Raw genomic sequence first — 16,292 nt, 5'->3', positions numbered from 1 at the left:
AGCGGAGGCCGTGCTGTGGCGAAGGCCTTGAAGGCCTAGTTATCCAGGTCGAAGTCGAAGTCTGTTGGGATGGACGGCATCTCCGGCATGGATGGCATCTCCGGCAGACCGCTTCCCGGACCATCAGAAGAGCCGAACGGGTCACTCGACGGAGCGCTAGTGTTGCCGCCAAACGAATCTGTTCCTCCGCCCGTATCGCCGCCAGTGTCTCCACCGGAGTTGCCACCCGAGTTACCGAACGGATCTTCCGTGAAGAAATCGTCCCCGCCGTGACCAGGGTTGTCCCCGCCACCACCTGGAGCAGGGTTCTCACCGCCCCCTGAACCTGGATTATTCGGATTCGGGTTGTTCGGGTCATCCGTGACCGTCACGGTTTCAGAAACACCTGGGGCCGGCTTGTTGCCGCCGCTGTTGCTTTTATCGCCCCACGGGCCCCACACGAACATGTACACGAGCCCCGCGGCAACCAGCACAACAAGAAGACCAATGAGCCACCACAGCCACGTGAGGCTCTTCTTCTTGCCGTTATCCTTCTCATCACCTGACCCGCCGTAATAGCCTGGGCCGCCATAACCCGGCCCACCGTAGCCTGGGCCACCCTGCCCATAACCGTTCTGGCCATAACCGTTCTGGCCGTAGCCGGCGGCACCGTAGTAGCCCTGCTGGCCGTACTGCCCCTGCTGAGAGTACTGGCCTGGCTGGCCATAGCCACCCTGCCCATATCCGTCTTGGCCATAGGCCTGCTGATACTGACCCTGTTGGCCATAGCCGCTCTGCCCGGAGCCCTGCTGGTACTGATTCTGCTGGCCATACCCCTGCTGGTACTGGTTCTGCTGACCGTAGGGTTGCTGACTGTGCGCTTCGACGTTGTCTTCGTACGGGGTCGACGGGAATACGGTGGTCGCATCACCCTGCATCGGCAGAGCCTGCGTCCGGTCGATATTGTTCTGTGGCAGTGCCTGCGTCTGATCAAAACCGTTCTGTGGCAGTGCCTGCGTTTGGTCGGCACTGTTTTCAGGCGTCGGTGGCGGTGGGAGGTGTCCGCCCTGTTGCTGGTTCGCGTTATTGACGGATGCGTTGTCTTCTGGTGGCGTGTTCTCGCGTGGCGTCACGTCGTCAGTTCCTTTTGGTGTGACTAGGCTCTCAGGCTATTTCTAGTTGAAGTTTAGACCACGGAGTTTTCATTGCCTAGTTTCTATAAATAGCCACACACATGAGGAAATACGGGAAACCTGCGGTCAACGAAGTCAGGAGCGGCGGCTATGTAGCGCGTCGCGGAGCCCCTCAGAGAACAGGTTGAGGCCCAGCACGCTGATCGCGATCGCGAGCCCCGGCCACACGAGTGTCATGGGCGCTACTTCAATGAAGACTTGGTGTTCGTACAGCATGCGACCCCAGGATGGTTCGGGCGCAGGCGTGCCAAGACCGAGGTAGCTGAGCGCGGATTCAGCGAGGATCGCGATGGAGAAGGTCACCGCGACCTCAACCAGCAACAGTCCCGCAAGGTTGGGGAGCACGTGCCGCCACGCGATGCTGAACCAGTTCCGGCCGGCCGAGCGCGCAGCAGTGATGTATTCCTCTCGCAGAATACGTGCGGTGACGGCGCGCACCATCCTCACGAATCCCGGAATCGCGCCGATACCGATCGCTACTGCGGCCACCATCGGGGAGGCCCCAAACACGGCCGAGAACACGATCGCCAACAGTAGCGACGGGAACGCCTGGATCACGTCAGATGAGCGGGTCACCGCCCCCTGCACCCAGCCGCGGCGGATCGCCGCCCACATCCCGAGCGGGGTTCCGATCAGCAACGCAATCAACGCCGCGACCACACCCACAGACAAAGCGACTTGCGCCCCTCCCAAGATGATCGAGAACACATCGCGTCCAAAACGGTCAGTACCCATGAGGTGTTCGGGGCTCGAGTCTTGCAGCCGCGCGCCCGCGTCTGCAGCAACCGGGTCGTATGGGGCACCGATGAGCCAGGACCACAGCGCAAGCAACACGACCATCGCAATCAGGACGCTACCGGCCCACAACGTCACGGGGAGTCTGCGCATCATGCCACCGCCTTGACGCGAAGCCGCGGATCCACGGCCACTAAGAGCGCATCGACGAGCGCGTTGATCACCACAGTCACGGTCACCAGCAGCATCACGATGGCTTGGATGGTCACCATATCGCGGTGTTCAACGCTGGTGATCAGTTGCGCGCCGAGGCCGGGGATGTCGAAGACCCGCTCGATCACGACGGCGCCAACAACGGCCGCGGCCAGTTGCAGTCCCGCTACCGTCAGCACCGGGATAGCAGCGTTGCGTAGGCCGTGGCGGCGGATGGCCGCGGATTTGCTGAGGCCGCGGGCTCGGGCGGAGCGGATGTAGTCTTTGCGCAACACGTTCGCCATCGAGGTACGTACGTAGCGGGTCAGGACCGCGGTCTGCACAAGCGAGAGCGCGATGACCGGCAACACGAGGTGGGACAGGAACGTGCCGAAGCCTTCGTTGGGGACCACCCAGCCGGAGGCCGGCAGCCAGCCGAGGCTGACCGAGAACAGCATCACGAGCAGCAGGCCTGCGAGGAACGCGGGCACCGCCATGAATCCTTGGGTCATGAGTGAGATGAGCACCGCGTCGAACTTTCCGGCGCGGCGGGCCGACCACACGCCGAATAGCACGGCGGCAAGCAGGCTGAGTGCCACCGAAGGGACCACGAGCCACATTGTGACGGCGAAACGGTCGGCGATGATGGGGGTCATGTTTTGGCCTGTGATCGCGGATTCCCCGGCGTTGCCGGTGAGGAAGGAGCCGATCCAGTCGAGGTATTGGACAGCCAGCGGCCGGTCGAGCCCGTACTCGGAGCGCAGTGCCGCGACGTCTTCGGGTGAGGCCTGCATCCCGAGCGCGACCTGTGCGGGGTCGCCTGGCATGACCCTCAACAAGACGAAGAGGATCATGGAGGCAACGAGCAGCGTTGTGATCATCCGCAACGCTAGCTGGCTGAGGCTGCGAATCACCGGCCGCCCTCACACATGTTTGGCTTGCGCATTAGCGGTGGCGGACCTTGGTGAGATCGAGTGCGGTGGTTGGCGTGTTCTTTGGCATGCCTTCGATGTCTTCAGCCATGACGGTGATGCCGGCCATGAGGAAGAGCGTGTTGGCGGCGGCGTCTTCGACGAAGGCTTTGCGCACGAGTTTCTTCATATCGCGCACGTATTCTTTATCGTCGCCAGCGTCCGCGGAGGCGCGTAGCTCCGCGATACGGGAATCGTCGTAGCCGAAGTAGTAGTCCCCGCGAACCAGGTTCAACAGGTCTTTAGGTTCGACGTGGGCGATCACTGAGAGCGTGTAGTTGCCTTTGGTGTAGGTCTTATCGAGCCACACGGCCGGGAACTCTTGTTGTTCGATTTTGGCGTTGAGACCGATCTTTTTCAGGTCAGAGACGATGACCTGCGCGGAAGCGGTCGCATACGGCAGCGATGGCGTTGCGATGGTCACGGTTTTACCCTTGATGCCGGCTTCCTCGACGAGTTTGGCGGCTTTATCTGGATCGTAGGGGTATTCGCCGCTGAGCTCTTCGAAGTACGGGTCGGTTGGGACCACGGGTGCGCCGAGCAGGTCGCCGTAGCCGCCCCACGCGGATTCGATGACGGCTTTACGGTCGATGCCGTACATGATCGCTTTGCGTGCGGCCAGCTTGTTGAAGGGCGGTTTCTTGTTGTTCATCGCGAGCATGACTTTGCCGGTTGTGGTGCCGCGTTGAACCGTGAATTTGGGGTTCTTTTCGTAGCTTGGAATGAGTTCCGGGGCTTGGAAGGCCGGGATCGCGTCCACGGAGCCGGTTTTGAGTGCGTTGGCTGCCGTGGTTGCGTCTGCGAAGTAGCGAAGCGTGATTTTCTTGGATGCCGGTTTCTCACCCCAATAGTCATCGCGTGCTTCAAGGGTGAGGGTGCGGCCGTTGTCCCATTTGGTGACGGTGAACGGGCCGGTGCCCACGGGTTCGGTTGCGAGTTTGTCGACCGCGTCGGGCGCGAATTGCGCACCGATGAGGGTGGCCATGTCCCACAGCCATGCTTGGGACGGCTGCTTGAGGGTTACTTTGAGGGTTTTCTTGTCGATGACCTCAACTTTTTTAACGACGTCCATGCCGGCTTTGAGGCCGTTCTTCCACGCTTTGCTTTTGACGCGTTCGATCGAGAACTTGGCGGTTTCGGCGTTGAATTCCGTGCCGTTGGAGAACCTCACGCCTTCGCGCAAGTGGAACGTGTATTCGGTGCGGTCTTTGGAGATGTCCCAGGATTCGGCGAGCAGTGGTTCCAGTTCGCCTTCTTGGTTGACGGTCACGAGCCCTTCATACACGTTGGTCATGAGCGCTTGCGGGATGGCAGCGCCCGATGTGGTGGTGAAGTCGAGGTTCGCTGGTGCGGCTGTGAGGCCGACGGTGACCGCGTCCTTACTCCCGCCCTCGCTCTTGCTGCCGCCGGCGCCGCACGCGGTGAGCGTGAGCGTTGCTGCCGCGATGACGGCAGTGATGCGCGCGAGCACACCGATACGGCGGCCGGTCTGGGTGCGTGCGTGCACCCGGGTGTGCTGGGCCTGGTTGTGCTGCCGAGCCTGGCTACGCTGCCGGGCCTGGTTATGCTGCTGGGCTCGGGCGTCTTTGACTCGCTGGAGCAGTGCGGGGCGTCTGATGGCTGTGGCCTTTCAGTGTGGTCCGTGACGCGGCGGGCGCGGGCGCCGGTGTTGTGCCTATTGGCGCGGGCTCGCGTTCACGGGATGCTTGCTCTCAATGCAGAGCAAAGCATTGTGCTGAGCGGAACATTACGATGCGCGGGGCATTCAAGTGCACAATAGCCTACCGGAAAGCGGTTCATAGCCTGCTGTTGGCTGTGTTTTTTACGTGGCCGTTTAAAGCCCGCGTGGGGGAAGGCCTGGCCTTCCCCCACGCGGGCTGTTGATGTGAACTGCAGATACAGCTTCATCGGAACTGTTGTGAAGCTAGTGCTGTGTTGTAGCTATTTCCGTAGGCCGCGCCACCACGTGTCTGATTTCTTGGTGACGGATCCGGTTTCTTCGGTTTCGAGACCGTATGCCTCACCGATTTCTTCGATGAACGCTTCACGCCGCAGTTTCTCGTTGCGCCGCACGTTATCGCCGAGGTATTTCCAGGTAGCGATCGCTAGTAGCACCATGACGAACGAGAACGGTAGCGCCACAGAGATCGATGCGGCCTGGAGCGCTTCGAGTCCGCCCGCCATCAGCAGGGCTGCTGCAAGCACGGAGGTTGCGACTGCGAAGAACGCGCGAATCCAGGAACGCGGTTCGGTGTCGCCGCCGGTTGCGAGCATCGCCATCACGAGCGAACCGGAGTCAGAGGAGGTGATGAAGAAGATCGCGGACAGCAGCATCGCACCCACAATCAACATTGCGGAGCCTGGGATTTGCGCGAGCATCTGGAATAGTGCCGCGTTCGAATCGACGGCCCCGTCTGGGCCGATGATCGATTCGTAGCCTGGGGTCTTGTGAATTTCGCGGTAGATCGCATTACCGCCCAGGATCGCGAACCACAGGAACGTGATGGTCGCAGGGACACCCATGACGCCGAGGATGAACTCGCGGACGGTGCGGCCGCGGGAGATGCGTGCGATGAAGACACCCACGAATGGCGACCAGGCGATCCACCAGCCCCAGTAGAACGTGGACCAGCCGGCCTGCCATGCTTCACCGGCGTCGCCCTGGAAGGCGGAGGTGTTCATGGAGAGGCCGAGGTAGTTCTGCAGGTAGTAGCCGATGGACTGGACGAATTCCTTGAGCAGGAACTGGGTTGGCCCGACAATCAGCAAGAACAGAAGCAGCCCGCCGGCGATCACAAGGTTGGTGTTCGACAGCCATTTCATGCCCTTGGAAACACCGGTGAGTACGGACCAGAGGACGCAGGCGGTGACCACGGCGATCAGGACGTATTTGATCCACGGGTTGGATTCATCGACCCACCCCATGTGGGCCATACCTGCGGTTATCTGGTTGACACCCAAACCGAGGGAAGTGGAGACACCGAAGACGGTACCGACGAGTGCGATGACGTCGATGACGTTACCGAACGCACCCTTGACGCGCTTTTCGCCGAAGAGCGGCTCCAGACCCCAACGTACGGACAGTGGGCGGCCGCGGCGGTGGATCGCTAGCGCGAGCGAGAGACCCACGATGACGTAGATAGCCCACGGCTGGAAGCCCCAGTGAAGGAACGTGGTTGCCATCGCGGATTGTGCGCGATTCGCTGTGGTGGTTGCTACTTCCCCGCCGTGTTCGGTGGAGTCGCTGATGACGCCGGAGACGTCTTCGCCTGGGCGTGGTTCAACGAAGTGGGACATCGGTTCGGTGACGCCGAAGAAGACGAGGCCGATACCCATGCCTGCTGCGAAGAGGAGTGCGAACCAGGACATGAGCGAGAACTCAGGTTCATCGCCCGGTCTCCCTAGTTTGATGTCGCCTTTCTTGGACAATCCCAACGCCACGCAGAACACCACGAAAACGAAAGCTAGGAGCACGTACCACCAACCGAAGTTGGATGTAATCCACGATGTGATGGATTGGAACGCTACTTCCATGAGCTTTGGCTTGATCATGGTGATGACCGACAAGCCAACCACGATCACAGCAGTGGGCCAGAAAACCCACTTGACGAGTGATGCCTGACCTGGGCGTACGTGCGCTTCAGTATCAGTTGTTGCTGTTTTTGCCATAGAGGCATTATGGCAGATGGATTATGACACTCGCGTGATTACAGTGATGCTAGGGCATCAACTTGGTCAAGCGGAGGCTTTATCGTGCGTGCTTAATCGACTCAGGCTTTACCAGCTAATAGTTGCACCTTTCTGCATACGTGGGAAAATAGGCCACGCCTCTACCTCATTTACGTAGCCCATAAGGAGCCCGCGTGTCGCACCAGCCCCCTACCCCATCGGAATCCAATCAGGAAGCCGCTCAGGAACCTACCGAGAATGCCGCCGGAAGCACCCCTGCCGCTGCCACTAACAGTGCGCCGGCGTGGCGTAAGTATCTGTTCCCCGGCATCGTGATTGTGGCGGCAATTATCGCTGTGGTGTTGGTGGTGGTCCTGCGCGGCGGTTCCGGCGGCGCGAATTCCAACAGCGGTAGCGGCGCGCCGGATTATGCGGCGGAAGACGCGGCGGTCGATGAGCAACGCAAGCAGCAGGGCGAGCGCAGCAGCGAGGAGGAGGCTCAACTGGAGCTGATCAAGTCGCTGCCGGAACGCAACCCTGATGACACGTTGGCGGTGGGTGAGCCGGACGCGCCGGTGCAGATAATCATGTATTCGGACTTCCAGTGCGGTTTCTGCGCGTTGTGGACCACTAAGACGTTGCCGGTTCTGATGGAGAAATATGTTGAGCCGGGCAAGCTGCGGATAGAGTTCCGTGAGGCGAACGTATTCGGCGAGGAGTCGGTTAAAGCGGCGCGTGCCGCGGCCGCCGCTGGCGAGCAGGGCAAGTTCCTTGAGTTCCAGAAGGCGCTGTATCCGGGTGGAGAGCCGATGAAGAGCTTCCCAGAAGAGAAGATGGTGGAGATCGCTGAGGAGCTAGGGCTTGACGTTAAGAAGTTCAAGGCTGACTTGGGGTCGAAGCAGATTGCGGAGCTGGTGGCACAGCATCAGCAGCGTGCCGCACAACTTGGTGTGACCTCAACCCCGATGTTCATTGTTGGAACCCGCCCCGTGAGCGGCGCGCAGCCGACGGAACAGTTTGAGGCGTTCATCGAGGAGCAGTTGAAAATCGAGGAGCAGCTGAAGCAGGAATCCGAGTAGCCCGGCCGGCTACGAAGGGTTGCCGGCCGTGAAGGTTTGCTCGCTGCGAGGTTTGCTTGCTGTGAGGTTCGTTGAGTGTGAGGGCATAGGGGACGCATGGATATTGGCGTAGTTGCCGCGTTCATTGGCGGGACTCTGGCGTTGTTGAGCCCGTGTTCGGCGTTGTTGTTGCCAGCGTATTTCGGGACGGTCGTGGGTTCCGGGGCGCGGCTGGTGGTGCATTCGCTCGTGTTCTTTGTGGGCATGGTCGCGGTGCTGGTCCCGCTGGGGCTTGGTGTGGGTGCGCTGGCGCAGCTATTTAATGCGTACCGCACGTCTATGATCATTGTGGCGGCCATCGTGCTGATTGTTTTGGGTGTGCTGCAGATTTTCGGGCTGGGGTTCGATGTTGCGCGTTGGATCCCGGGCTCTGATGCGGTGCATGAGCGGACGTCGATGGCCACGGGGCTCATCAAGAGCCTGTTGCTGGGGTTGACCTCGGGGCTGGCTGGGGCGTGTGCAGGCCCTATTCTGGGTTCGGTTCTCACACTTGCCGCGACCTCGGGTAGTGCATGGATGTCCGGGTTCATGATGGCCGTGTATGGCGCGGGCATGGTGGTTCCGTTGTTTGTGATCGCGCTTTTGTGGCAGCGGCTCGGTGCCCGTGGCCGTGGCGTGTTGCGGGGCCGCACGTTCACGGTTGCCGGACGTGAGTTCCATGTGGTGTCTGTGATCACGGGTGTTTTGATGATCGCCGTGGGTGTTCTTTTCTGGACGACGAATGGTTTGGTGACCGCGCCTCAGCTGGTTCCGTTGGAGACTCAGATGTGGCTCCAAACCCAGGCTGCCGCGCTGTCCGATGTGTGGATCGACATCATCCTCATCATCACAGTCGCCTTGTTGCTGCTACGGTGGTGGTTCCAACGCGAACGCAACCGCGAGCAAGCCCGCGGGAAAGCGCGGGGCGAGCAGTAAGCGACGCGGGGCTCGCGGCCCCATGCGTCAGCTGGCCCAATGCATCAACTGTTTAAATGCGAAACAGCCCCGGCGCGGCGGGTCATTCGCCGCTTCGGGGCTGTTTATCTCCAAGGCGCATCCGCCTAGGTCAGCGGCAGCCTCACAGCCGAACATCTGTGCGCCACCTGTGAACCAATCTATGCGAACGAGCAACCTTTATCCACTGCTTGAAGGAAACGTTATTGCATCGTTACGCATCGCTTAGGGACTGCACATCAGTCCATGACACCTGTGTCATTTTCACCAGTTGCGCCTCCCTCGCTAGGCGCACCCGCCTCGCCAGCCGCCGCAGCCTTCCCACCTTTGCCGGACATCGCAGCATGAACGCCGGCGACTACCGCGACCACAACGGACCCTAGAATCAAGCCGAGCACTGCGGAGAAGAACGTGTTGGTGAGCCAGCCGAGCACGGCGCCCGCACCACCGGTTGCTGCGGCGACCGCGGTTTCAGCGTGGTGCACCCACTCATAGATGGGGTGGAAACCGAGGTCATGCATCCCGACTAACAAGATGTGCCCACCGACCCACAGCATCGCGACCACACCCACAACCGAAAGCACCTTCATGACCACCGGCATCGCTTTAACGATGCCGGTACCCAGCTTCTCGGTCGCGGGCTTCCGGGCCAGAGCAAGGCCAACATCGTCCATTTTCACGATCAACGCGACCACGCCATACACGCCCACCGTGATGACCAGCGCCACCACGATCAGCGAGATGAGGCGCATCCAGAAACCCATTCCATCCACCGCGGACAGCGAGATCACCATGATCTCAGCGGACAAGATCAGGTCAGTGCGCACCGCCCCCCGCACGATCTGCTTCTCCTCCGCGGCACCCTGGAAGGACGCCGGCGGTTTTTCCGCCTCCGAATGCCCCCGGATGACTTCCCATATTTTCTCCGCGCCCTCAAAACACAGGAAGAGCCCACCCACCATGAGTAGCGGGGTCAACAGCCAGGGCGTGAACTCGCTCATCAGCATGATGAGCGGCAGGATGATCACAAGCTTATTGATGATGGAGCCGCGCGCGATCTTCCACACCACCGGCAGTTCGCGCTGCGGCGTGATCCCCTGGACATAGCGCGGGGTCACGGCGGCATCGTCCACGACGACGCCGGCGGCCTTCGCGGTTGCCTTGCCGGTTGCGGCGGCAACATCATCCAACGATGCGGCAGCGGCGCGCGCTATCGCGGCAATATCGTCAAGCAAAGCGGCAAGCCCACCGGCCATGGCATTCTCCTTGGGGCTGATCAGCGGATGCCGCGAACGCAGCAACCGCGAAAGCTAATGATGAGATCAAGACTATTGCACCAGCAAGGCTGGCTACCCACGCGGCACTGCACTCTGCTGGATAACGATGCGGCACCGCACGGACCCGAGTGAACTTCTGCACTGGCTCGGCTGAACTTCCGTACAGGCCAGAGTGAACTCACGCACGGTGCGATGCGTCTCACACCCGTTGCTTTGGACGAACCCACACATGTAGGCTCTTTTACAGATGTAAGATGTACCGTGGTTGAGTACAAGTGGTTCTGTACGAACGGTTCTCTACATAAGGTTATTGACAACGAGATTGGTGGAGGGGCTCGTGACTATCAACGCCGTGCAGTGTGCACAAGCCGCGCACAGTGAACAGACAGCGCCACAGACCGCGCAGTCTGAACAAACCGACGCGACCGACGCTAAGGCATCGGATGGTGTTGACCCGCGCATCATGCGTTCGCGTGACACCCTGATCACCGCGATGACCGAGCTGTTGCGGGAACAACCCATCGATAAGATCACTGCGTCCATGGTTGCACGTGAAGCACACACATCGCGGCCCACGCTGTATCAGCATTTCGGTGACCTGACCGGGCTCACCGTGGCAGCCGCCGTCCACAACCTCGAGCAGCTGCTGTTCACTGCTTGGGAGCAGGACGGGCCCGTCGCCGGTAGCAACAGAGACGGAAGCACTAGGCGTAGTGCGGACGCGATCCGCAACCTGCTGAACCATCTGCAAGAAGATAGGGATTTCTTCCTCAACGTCACCCAGGGGCCAAGTAGTTATCGGGTGGTGCAGGCGATCACTCACGCGTTGGCGCGGCAACTGTGGAATGCGTTCGCGTACGAGGAGGGGCTGGACGCGGGGAACAACCCGTTCGCGACTCCCGCCCCGCTTGAGGAACACCACACTGATTCCAACGAGCCAAGCTTGGCGCAACAGCTGCAGTTCGTCTCCGACGGGGTCGCTGGCGCGGCGATCGGCTGGCTCACCGGAACCCGCGACGAGACCGTGGAACGGCTAGCCACAACCCTGCAAAACCTCGCACAACGAGTGCTATGGCCTCAACACCGGCCCGGGCACGCTACCAGCATTCAGACTTCCTAGATTTAAGAGCTCACACTTATGGCTTCAAACACACCGTCACAGCAACAGCATCCGTCGGAAGAATCACCGCAGCCGGGCGGCTTCAAGGGTTTCCTGAAGAAGTACGGCCGGCTCGCGGTGTCTTTGGTTGCGGTGGGCTGTATCCCGTTGATTTATGCGACGATGCTGATCCTCTCCAACTTGGATCCGACGGGCAACCTCAACCATATTCCGGCGTTGATCGTGAATGAGGATTCCGCCGCGGAGGTCAAGGGCAAGACCATCAATGTGGGTGATGAGCTCACTAAGAAGCTGATGGAGAGTGATTCGGACAAGAACCTGAACTGGGACACCGCCACCGCGGCGGAGGCGAAGAACGCGTTGGATCATGGTCGGGCGCTCGCGGTGTTGACCATCCCGGAGGGGTTCACGGATCATCTGGCGCATGCGGCGAAGGCTTCTCAGAAGGAAGCCTCGATTGAGGATGCAGCCTCGGCGCACATCACGATCCAGACCAACGATTCGACTAACTACATCATGGGTCAGATCGCTTCCTCGGTTGAGAACAAGCTGACCACGGAGCTGCGTTCCCAGTTCGCTAAGGAATACCTGGAGAACGTGTATGTGAGCCTCACGGACATCAACGGTTCTCTCAATGAGGCCGCGGATGGTTCCGGTAAGGTCACCGATGGTGCCTCCACAGCGCACGATGCCTCAGGCGAGTTGAGCTCGGGGCTTCTGCAGCTGGCCGATGGTACGCGTAGTTTGCGTGGTGCCTCGGGCGAGCTGAACTCTGGTGCGGGCAGGCTCTCGAGCGGCGCGAGCGAGCTCGCCGGTGGCTTGGGTGAGTTGAGCTCCAAGACGGCATCACTGCCTGGTGCGGCGAAGGCACTGGATACAGGTGCCGGCAAGCTTGCCAAGGGTGCCGGTGATGCTAACGATGCGATCCAGAAGTTGTCGGCGGGCTCGAAGCAGTTGAGCTCAGGCACGGGTGAGCTCAACAGCAAGATCACTCAACTGAATCAGGGTGCGCAGACCCTGACTGGCGCGAATGATCAGCTGCTGGGTGCCTTGGAGAAGGCTCAGAAAGATTTCGAGGCGCTGACCCCGGACGTCACGATCAACCTGGACCCGGCCGCACAGCGGATTGAAGGTTTCCTCACGGATCTGAATGGCTCCCCGGAGTTCCAGCAGTTTCTGAAGGAGAACCCTCAGTTCGCACAGCGTCTTGCGACAGCGCAAAAGGACACCGCTGATATTCGCGCGGGTATCAATTCGGTGCGGCAAGCCGCTCAGAGCGCGGGCTTGTCTGGTGGCTCGAAGCCGCTGGTTCCGGGGGACCTGTTGCAGAAGTTGCGTGCCGGTAACGCCGCTATCAAGAGCGGCGCGAATGAGCTGAACACCGCAACGAGCCAGTTGAATACGGGGGCGACTAAGCTCTCGGATGGTTTGGGCCAGTTGGCGGCTAAGTCCCCTGAGCTCGCCAAGGGTGCTCAGCAGCTCAAGGAAGGCACGCATCAGTTGGCTCAGCAGGCACCTGAGTTGGTGGCTGGTATCGGCAAACTGAATGCGGGTGCCGGGCAGCTATCGAATGGCGCTAACAAGCTGTGGGATGGCACGAACCAGTTGCAAGCGGGCGCCGGCAAGCTCGATGATGGCGCGCAGAAAGCCCACGATGGATCCAACCGGCTCAACAGCGGCTTGGGTGATCTTGTGGATGGCTCCGGCGAGCTCACCGATGCTTTGAAGGACGGTGCGGATAAGGTTCCGGCGTTCACTAAGGATGAGAAGAAGAAGCTGTCCGAGGTGAACTCAGCACCCGTGACCGGCGAGCTGGAGCGCATCAACCAGATGGCGAATAACGGTACGGGTTTGAGCCCTTACTTCATGTCGCTTGCGTTGTGGATTGGCGGTATCGCGTTCTTCATGCTGCTCGCGCCGATCCCTGAGCGTTTGGTGCGTAAGTACCGCGGCAAGTGGTATTCGTTCATTCAGATGGCCTTCGCCTCCTATAGCCGGGCGGCGATCATGGCGATCGTTCAAGCGGCGATCATCACCATCATCGTGCAGTTCATTTTCGGTCTTGAGGTGGCGCACCCGTTCCTGTTGTGGGGGCTGGTGACGTTGGGTTCGCTCGCGTTCCTCGCGGTGAACCAGGGCCTTGTGAGCCTGCTGGGGGCACCGGGGCGGTTCCTTTCGTTGATCCTGGTTGTGTTGCAGATCGCCTCCGCCGGCGGCACGTATCCGTGGCAGACGATGCCGGGGATTCTGCGCGATATTCACCCGCACTTGCCGATGACGTACACGGTTGAGGCGTTCCGTTCCCTGATTGGTGGCGGCGTGATCCTCAGTACGTCCGTGGCGGCGAGCATCCTGATGGGGTGGCTGATCGCCGGGTTCCTGATGCTGGTGCTCGCGTGCTTCCTGGTGACCCGCGTTGAGGTTGTGCGTGACTGGGCCACCCTTGCGCCGGGCCTGCCGGGCGGCGGTAAGTCCTCTGCGATTGAGGGAATGAAGGAAGAGCACGCCGAGATCAAGGCGGAGGCCGCTGAGCGGCGCGCTCGGGCGATCGAGCGGCAGAAGCTGCGGTTGGCACGGAAGAAGGCGAAGCGGAAGGTGCGCGAGAAGAAGAAAGCGCAAGCCGCCCAAGCGAAAGCCGAAGCCGAGGCGAAAGCAAAGGCTGAGGCGGAAGCCGACGTCGACGCGTAGGCCGCGTTAGCGGCGGCTCGGTGTTGGCCGGCACCTCGGTGTTTGCCGGCGCTGTTATTCGTTGCGACCGAACAGTTTGCTGAAGAAGCGTGCGATGCCGCCGCTAGCTGGTTCTCTGGCGTGGCCTTGGCAGCGTTGTGATTTGGGGACGCCGGCGAGCGCTTGTTCGATGTGTTGGCCGCAGCCGGCCCAGGTTGGTTTGCCGCAGGTTTTGCAGGTGACGCATCGGCACATGGTGGGGACCTTGTCGCGAAGGTAGGTTTCGATCCCACGAGTGGAGTGTTTACGAAAACCATAGCCCGCGCCGAAGCTATTCGGGCCCGGCACCGCGGGTGTTATGCCACCCGAGCTCCTCGGGCTAGCCGGCCTACGATGGGGCAAACTTAAGCGTGAAAGGCGAGAGCCGCCCGGAAACGGACGGCCCAGATACTCCGTCTACACATGGCAGATGAGCTGTATGTAATTCTACCAGTCCAGGCTTCTAGTGTCGCCACTCGTTTTCCTCACTTCTCATCGATGGCCGGTCCATGACCGGGAATTAGCCCCGGACATTTGCCGCAGCTCCCCGCCGCACTCACCTCATCGGCGTGGGAGGCCCCCTTTAGGATGTTCTGGGGCTGATTCTTTTGTTGAACTTTTGTGGGAGGAATTTTCGTGGCTAAGCCGACGTTGACCATCGTGATTGCTAGTACCCGACCTGGCCGTAAGGCGTTGCCGATCGGGCGGTGGTTTGAGAAGGTCGCGCGCGAGTTTGATGGGTTTGAGGTTCAGGTTGCTGACCTCGGCGAGATCAACTTGCCGATGATGGACGAGCCGAAGCATCCGCGCCTGCGTGATTACCAGCATGAGCACACTAAGAAGTGGTCGGAGCTCGTGGACGGTTCGGACGCTTTTGTGTTTGTGATGCCGGAATACAACTTCGGTTTCCCGGCCGCGATCAAGAACGCCCTGGATTATCTGTGGGTTGAGTGGCATTACAAGCCGCTCGGTTTTGTGAGCTACGGCGGCGCTTCGGGCGGTATGCGTGCGGTGCAGACGTTGAAGCCGATCACGTCCACGCTCAAGCTGTTCCCGCTCACGGAGCAGGTCGCGTTGCATGGTTTCGGCAAGTACCTCGAGGACGGCAAGTTCATCGCCACCGAGGATCACGTAGCCGCCGCGAAGACGATGCTTGAAGAGCTGCAGCGAGTTGAAGGCGCGATGCGCACGCTGCGTTCGTAGCCGCTATTTCGGTTGCGACTGCGACCGCAACTAAAAGCGTGATGCCACCGTGCACTGGCATGTTCAGTGCACGGCGGCATCGTTGTATTAAGGCGGCTCTGTTGTTTCTCAGGCGTCCGCCCCGCCTGCCCTACTTCCAGAAGATCTTGACTTCGATCTCCGACTTTCCGCCTTGTTTGACTTCGATTTCGTATTCGTAGCCGACGTGGTCCGGCATGTCTACGATGACGTCGGTTTCGCCGGACTGGACGCGTACCTTGTTTTGGCGTTCGAGCGCGTCGGCGAGGTCGCGCAGGCGGGCGGCTGCTTGCTCGCGGCTCATGGACTCTTCGGATTCGTGTTCAAACAGTTTCTCGCTCATGAACCCATTCAAGCACTCGCAGGGAAACGCAAGGTGACGTTACGCGGACAGATACTTCCCGAACAGGCCCTGCAACATAATCGCGTATTACTTGTTCCTTCTCCAGGGACTACGACCAAAGCGTGCACCGCGAACGCTGTTCATCGCCCGATCTCAGACCCTGTGGGAATGGTTCTCGTCGACTGTGTACAAGTGCAACCAGGGTTCGCCGGTGGGCAGATAGGTAAAGTCCAACATCCACATCCAGATCAGCCCAGCGGTTTCGGATATGTGCTTGAGCAGGTTTGGATAAGGCAACCTGTGCGTAGATTGGGCAGTTAGCAGGGGGATAAGGTGCCGCGCGGAACCACTTCTATCCCGATTAAGCGCATTCACTTAGCAACGGCTTCCTGTTATCCGAAGTGCAGTAGCGCTCAGCATGTTCTACAGTGATCTGCCGAGCACCATAAACCTCATCAGGTTCCAACCAAATCTGATGAATGTTGCGGGCATCATCATCGTAAAAAGCTGTTCGCCAATCCTTAACGGATAAGCGTTGTTGCTCTGCATAAGGCCATTTTTATTATCCAGACCACGGCAACTTCAGCGAACAGGCAGTGCGCTTGATGCTGCAGTTTTACCTCTCTTGTTGCATCAATTCTAACTTTTCTGCTCGCGTTACTTCGCGATATCTGAAGTATTGTCTGAAGCACCCTGTCAGCGTTACCGCACGCACCTTATAAAGAACCTCTCCAAGAGAAAATCCTAAATTCAATGGGCTATATCTTGGCGACATTTCAGGCGGTCATTCAACAACCCGGTAATGCACCCACCTGGGCACTAGCCTATGTGGGTT

At 60.0% G+C, this 16,292-nt stretch carries 12 protein-coding genes; 5 read left to right on the top strand and 7 right to left on the bottom strand.

Going from position 1 to position 16,292, the window contains the following annotated elements:
• Positions 1-35: 35 nt before the first annotated feature.
• The 5 genes from J2S67_RS00750 to J2S67_RS00730 form a co-directional block, all read right to left on the bottom strand.
• On the bottom strand, positions 36-1,112 hold the full coding sequence (locus tag J2S67_RS00750) for a hypothetical protein (protein WP_310245361.1): 1,077 nt from the start codon (positions 1,110-1,112) through the stop codon (positions 36-38).
• Between the two features lie 135 nt (positions 1,113-1,247).
• Positions 1,248-2,063: an ABC transporter permease gene (locus J2S67_RS00745; protein WP_310245358.1), complete on the bottom strand. Its 816-nt coding sequence runs from the start codon at positions 2,061-2,063 to the stop codon at positions 1,248-1,250.
• On the bottom strand, positions 2,060-3,013 hold the full coding sequence (locus tag J2S67_RS00740; protein WP_310245356.1) for an ABC transporter permease: 954 nt from the start codon (positions 3,011-3,013) through the stop codon (positions 2,060-2,062). The genes J2S67_RS00745 and J2S67_RS00740 overlap by 4 nt, the downstream gene beginning before the upstream one ends.
• 31 nt (positions 3,014-3,044) lie before the next feature.
• Positions 3,045-4,577, bottom strand: a complete 1,533-nt coding sequence (locus J2S67_RS00735; protein ID WP_310245353.1) for an ABC transporter substrate-binding protein — start codon at positions 4,575-4,577, stop codon at positions 3,045-3,047.
• Positions 4,578-5,011: 434 nt separating this feature from the next.
• Positions 5,012-6,739 (bottom strand): BCCT family transporter, encoded by a 1,728-nt coding sequence (locus J2S67_RS00730; RefSeq protein ID WP_052048496.1) that lies wholly within the window; start codon positions 6,737-6,739, stop codon positions 5,012-5,014.
• A 194-nt stretch (positions 6,740-6,933) separates the two neighbouring features.
• Here J2S67_RS00730 and J2S67_RS00725 point away from each other — a divergent pair, with 194 nt between their 5' ends.
• Positions 6,934-7,818, top strand: a complete 885-nt coding sequence (locus J2S67_RS00725; protein WP_310245346.1) for a DsbA family protein — start codon at positions 6,934-6,936, stop codon at positions 7,816-7,818.
• Positions 7,819-7,914: 96 nt separating this feature from the next.
• Positions 7,915-8,772 carry a cytochrome c biogenesis CcdA family protein gene (locus tag J2S67_RS00720; protein ID WP_310245344.1) on the top strand — a complete coding sequence of 286 codons (858 nt, stop codon included), beginning with the start codon at positions 7,915-7,917 and terminating at the stop codon, positions 8,770-8,772.
• 257 nt (positions 8,773-9,029) lie between these two features.
• Here the strand turns inward: J2S67_RS00720 and J2S67_RS00715 are convergent, their stop codons facing one another.
• Positions 9,030-10,046, bottom strand: coding sequence for a DUF808 domain-containing protein (locus tag J2S67_RS00715; protein WP_310245342.1), 1,017 nt, complete (start codon positions 10,044-10,046; stop codon positions 9,030-9,032).
• A gap of 358 nt (positions 10,047-10,404) precedes the next feature.
• On the opposite strand from J2S67_RS00715, the gene J2S67_RS00710 reads away from it, so the two are divergent.
• From J2S67_RS00710 to J2S67_RS00700, 3 genes are all read left to right on the top strand, one after another.
• On the top strand, positions 10,405-11,187 hold the full coding sequence (locus tag J2S67_RS00710; RefSeq protein WP_310245340.1) for a TetR/AcrR family transcriptional regulator: 783 nt from the start codon (positions 10,405-10,407) through the stop codon (positions 11,185-11,187).
• A gap of 18 nt (positions 11,188-11,205) precedes the next feature.
• Positions 11,206-13,875 (top strand): YhgE/Pip domain-containing protein, encoded by a 2,670-nt coding sequence (locus tag J2S67_RS00705; RefSeq protein ID WP_070508065.1) that lies wholly within the window; start codon positions 11,206-11,208, stop codon positions 13,873-13,875.
• A 654-nt stretch (positions 13,876-14,529) separates the two neighbouring features.
• Complete coding sequence (locus J2S67_RS00700) at positions 14,530-15,096, top strand: NADPH-dependent FMN reductase (RefSeq protein ID WP_239445903.1); 567 nt, start codon at positions 14,530-14,532, stop codon at positions 15,094-15,096.
• Between the two features lie 130 nt (positions 15,097-15,226).
• Here J2S67_RS00700 and J2S67_RS00695 read toward each other — a convergent pair whose 3' ends face one another.
• Positions 15,227-15,457, bottom strand: coding sequence for an amphi-Trp domain-containing protein (locus J2S67_RS00695; protein WP_239445902.1), 231 nt, complete (start codon positions 15,455-15,457; stop codon positions 15,227-15,229).
• Positions 15,458-16,292 lie beyond the last annotated feature (835 nt).

The sequence above is a fragment of the Pseudoglutamicibacter albus genome (genome assembly GCF_031458175.1).
GTDB lineage: Bacteria > Actinomycetota > Actinomycetes > Actinomycetales > Micrococcaceae > Pseudoglutamicibacter > Pseudoglutamicibacter albus.
This window is presented reverse-complemented; position numbering and strand designations above follow the sequence as displayed.

Coding starts and splice junctions, on each gene's coding strand:
- J2S67_RS00715 (WP_310245342.1), bottom strand. CDS start 10,046: ATGGCCGGTGGGCTTGCCGCTTTGCTTGACGATATTGCCGCGATAGCG.
- J2S67_RS00730 (WP_052048496.1), bottom strand. CDS start 6,739: ATGGCAAAAACAGCAACAACTGATACTGAAGCGCACGTACGCCCAGGT.
- J2S67_RS00695 (WP_239445902.1), bottom strand. CDS start 15,457: ATGAGCGAGAAACTGTTTGAACACGAATCCGAAGAGTCCATGAGCCGC.
- J2S67_RS00745 (WP_310245358.1), bottom strand. CDS start 2,063: ATGATGCGCAGACTCCCCGTGACGTTGTGGGCCGGTAGCGTCCTGATT.
- J2S67_RS00720 (WP_310245344.1), top strand. CDS start 7,915: ATGGATATTGGCGTAGTTGCCGCGTTCATTGGCGGGACTCTGGCGTTG.
- J2S67_RS00705 (WP_070508065.1), top strand. CDS start 11,206: ATGGCTTCAAACACACCGTCACAGCAACAGCATCCGTCGGAAGAATCA.